This is a genomic window from Metapseudomonas phytobenefica, assembly GCF_043392685.1.
Classification (GTDB): Bacteria; Pseudomonadota; Gammaproteobacteria; order Pseudomonadales; family Pseudomonadaceae; genus Metapseudomonas.
Map to the genome: position 1 here is coordinate 1 of NZ_JBHZGM010000066.1, position 2,870 is coordinate 2,870.

2 protein-coding genes and 1 pseudogene are annotated in these 2,870 nt (G+C 66.9%); all 3 read right to left on the reverse strand.

All coding sequences use genetic code 11. The features are described from left to right. The coding region (locus ACFW0B_RS25635; protein WP_449151768.1) for an L-serine ammonia-lyase at positions 1 to 988 on the reverse strand (988 nt) is incomplete at its 3' end. Positions 989 to 1,010: 22 nt separating this feature from the next. Then, positions 1,011 to 2,264, reverse strand: a complete 1,254-nt coding sequence (gene glyA / locus ACFW0B_RS25640; RefSeq protein WP_449151770.1) for a serine hydroxymethyltransferase — start codon at positions 2,262 to 2,264, stop codon at positions 1,011 to 1,013. Between the two features lie 121 nt (positions 2,265 to 2,385). Next, a pseudogene (locus ACFW0B_RS25645) lies at positions 2,386 to 2,870 on the reverse strand (glycine dehydrogenase (aminomethyl-transferring)); the annotation flags it as partial.

Sequence of the window (2,870 nt, forward strand, 5' to 3'; positions counted from 1 at the left end):
AGAGGATGCCGATGGCGGCGGCGGTGAGCAGGAATCGCTCGACGCCGTCGTCATTGGCGCCGGGCACGAAGCGGCTGTAGTAGTGCAGCACCGCCGGGACGATGCCCGCCGCACCGTTGGTGGGCGCAGTGACCACGCGCCCGCCGGTGGCATTCTCCTCGTTCACCGCCAGGGCGTAGAGGTTGACCCAGTCGAGCACGCTGAGGCTGTCCTTGAGGGCGGCCTCCGGGCGCTCGCTGAGCTGGCGGTACAGCGCGGCGGCGCGGCGCTTGACCTTGAGTCCGCCGGGCATGATGCCTTCCTTGCGGCAGCCGGCTTTCACGCAGTCCTGCATCACCTGCCAGATCTTCATCAACCCGGCGCTGGTGTCCGCCGGGCTGCGCCAGGCCTTCTCGTTCTCGCGCATCAGGCTGCTGATGGACAGGCCCGTCGTGCTGCAATGGGCGAGCAGGTCCCGGGCGGTCTTGAACGGGTAGGGCAGCGGCGTGCTGTCCTCGACGATGCGGTCCAGGCCAGCGGCTTCCTCGTCCACCACGAAGCCGCCGCCCACCGAGTAGTACTCGCGGGAGCGGATCTGGATGCCGGCGTCGTCGAAGGCGCGGAAGATCATGCCGTTGGGGTGGTAGGGGAGCGGCTTGCGGATCAGCGCCAGGTGCTCCTTTTCCACGAAGGGAATCGGGCGTTCCCCCAGCAGGTTGATGGAGCCGATTTCCCGAATGGTCGCCAGGCGCAGTTCTACCGTGCCGGTGTCCACCAGGTCCGGGTGCTCGCCCTCCAGTCCGAGCAGCACGGCCTTGTCGCTGCCGTGGCCTTTGCCGGTGGCGCCGAGGGAGCCATACAGCTCCGCCCGGACGCTGGCTACTCGCTCCAGAAGGTGGTCCCGCTTCAACCCCTCGGCGAAACGCGCGGCGGCGCGCATCGGCCCCACGGTGTGGGAGCTGGAGGGGCCGATGCCCACCTTGAACAGATCGAAAACGCTGAGCGACATAGTTCGACTCCCGGAACAGGGATCAGGCCGGGTACACGGGGAAGCGCGCGCAGAGCGCCGCGACCTGCTTGGCCACCTGGGCTTCCACGTCGGCATCGCCGAGATGGTCGAGGATGTCGCAGATCCAGCTCGCCAGGGCGCGGCATTCCGGCTCCTCGAAGCCACGGGTGGTCACCGCCGGGGTGCCGATGCGCAGGCCCGAGGTCACGAAGGGCGACTGCGGGTCGTTCGGCACTGCGTTCTTGTTCACGGTGATGTGGGCGCGGCCAAGCGCGGCGTCGGCGTCTTTGCCGGTGATGCCCTGGCGGATCAGGCTGACCAGGAACAGGTGGTTGTCGGTACCGCCGGACACCACGTCGTAGCCACGCTCGACGAACACCCTGGCCATGGCCTTGGCGTTCTTGATCACCTGGGCCTGGTACTCCTTGAAGTCCGGCTCCAGCGCTTCCTTGAAGCACACCGCCTTGGCGGCGATCACGTGCATCAGCGGGCCGCCCTGGGCGCCGGGAAAGACGGCGGAGTTCAGCTTCTTCTCGATCTCGTCATTCTTGCGAGCGAGGATCAGGCCGCCACGGGGGCCGCGCAGGGTCTTGTGGGTGGTGGTGGTGACCACGTCGGCGTAAGGCAGCGGGTTCGGATACAGGCCAGCAGCGACCAGACCGGCGACGTGGGCCATGTCGACGAACAGCAGTGCACCCACCTTGTCGGCGATGGCGCGGAAGCGTGGGAAGTCGAGGGTCTTGGAGTAGGCGGAGAAGCCGGCGACGATCATCTTCGGCTTGTGCTCCACGGCCAGGCGCTCGACCTCGTCGTAGTCGATCAGGCCATTGCCATCGATGCCGTATTGCACCGCGTTGTACAGCTTGCCGGAGGACGACACCTTGGCACCGTGGGTCAGGTGGCCACCGTGGGCCAGGCTCATGCCGAGGATGGTGTCGCCGGCGTTCAGCAGGGCCAGGTAGACGGCGCTGTTGGCCTGGGAGCCGGAGTGCGGCTGGACGTTGGCGTAGTCGGCGCCGAACAGCTGCTTGGCGCGGTCGATGGCCAGCTGCTCGACCTTGTCGACGAACTCGCAGCCACCGTAGTAGCGCTTGCCCGGGTAGCCTTCGGCGTACTTGTTGGTCAGCTCGCTGCCCTGGGCCTGCATCACCTGCGGGCTGGTGTAGTTCTCCGAGGCGATCAGCTCGATATGGTCTTCCTGGCGCTGGGCCTCGCGGCGGATGGCGTCGAACAGGGCGGGGTCGAAGTCGGAGAGGGTCAGGCTCTTGTGGAACATGGTGGTTTTCCTTCTTGTTCGGTTGAGTGCAGCGCAAAGGGGCTCGCTGTAGGAGCGAGCTTGCTCGCGAATAGCTCGGGCAGAGTGCTTCGCCAGCAAGCTGGCTCCTACATGAGGGCCGTCAGGCGTCCTGATAGGCCTCGATGGACGGGCAGGCGCAGACCAGGTTGCGGTCGCCGTAGACGTTGTCCACGCGGCCCACCGGCGGCCAGTACTTGCCGTCCACCAGGCTGGCGCTGGGGTACACGGCCAGTTCGCGGCTGTAGCGGTGGGTCCACTCGCCGACCAGCTCTTGCGCGGTGTGCGGGGCGTTCTTCAGCGGGTTGTCGTCCTTGTCCAGTTCGCCGTTCTCCACCGCGCGGATTTCCTCGCGGATGCGGATCATGGCGTCGCAGAAGCGGTCCAGCTCTTCCTTCGACTCGCTTTCGGTGGGCTCGATCATCAGCGTGCCGGGCACCGGGAAGCTCATGGTCGGGGCATGGAAGCCGAAGTCGATCAGGCGCTTGGCGACGTCGTCGACGCTGATGCCGCTGGTGTCCTTGAGCGGACGCAGGTCGAGGATGCACTCGTGGGCCACCAGGCCGTTGCTGCCGGTGTAGAGCACCG